The sequence below is a fragment of the Bergeriella denitrificans NBRC 102155 genome, from assembly GCF_001592185.1.
GTDB lineage: Bacteria > Pseudomonadota > Gammaproteobacteria > Burkholderiales > Neisseriaceae > Neisseria > Neisseria denitrificans.
This window is the reverse complement of record NZ_BCWL01000391.1, coordinates 1-538: the sequence shown is the minus strand read 5'-3', so window position 1 is coordinate 538 and position 538 is coordinate 1. Positions and strand designations below refer to the sequence as shown.

1 protein-coding gene is annotated in these 538 nt (G+C 58.6%); it reads right to left on the bottom strand.

Annotated elements, in window-relative coordinates:
- Positions 1-54: 54 nt before the first annotated feature.
- Positions 55-492 (bottom strand): MerR family transcriptional regulator, encoded by a 438-nt coding sequence (locus BDE01S_RS10965; RefSeq protein WP_066081524.1) that lies wholly within the window; start codon positions 490-492, stop codon positions 55-57.
- Between the last annotated feature and the right edge of the window lie 46 nt (positions 493-538).

Below are 538 nucleotides of genomic sequence, written 5' to 3'. Positions count from 1 at the left end.
CAAGGCAGCGAAGCCGCAGACAGTACAGCAAGGCGAAGCAACGCTGTACCATTCTTATTTTAAATGACTATACATATCTCCGTCGCCCTCGGCACGAAGCGCGCAAGGCCGGTTCAGGCCGTTTAAAATCGGGCAGGCCGGATTCTGGTCACCCGCGCAGGCATCGTACCAACCCTCGAGCAAAGCCAGCATGGCCTGCATTTTGGCAATTTCGCCGCGCAGCCGGTCGATATGCTGCCCGGTCAGCAGCTTCACCGCGCGGCTGGAGCGCCCGGGATTGTCGGACAAGGCCAGCAGCGATTGAATGTCTGCCAGCGAAAACCCCACCTGCCGCGCCTGAAAGATAAAGCGCAAACGCGCCACATCTTCTTCACGATAGCTGCGGTAGCCGTTGCTGCCGCGAGGCGGCGGTGTAATCAGACCCGATTTCTCATAATCGCGGATCTGTTTGGCAGAAAGCCCGCTCTGCCGGGCGGCTTGGCTGATGTTCACGGTGGCTGGTCCTGAAAAATACGGGGCTTATCGTATAGTCGGAGAG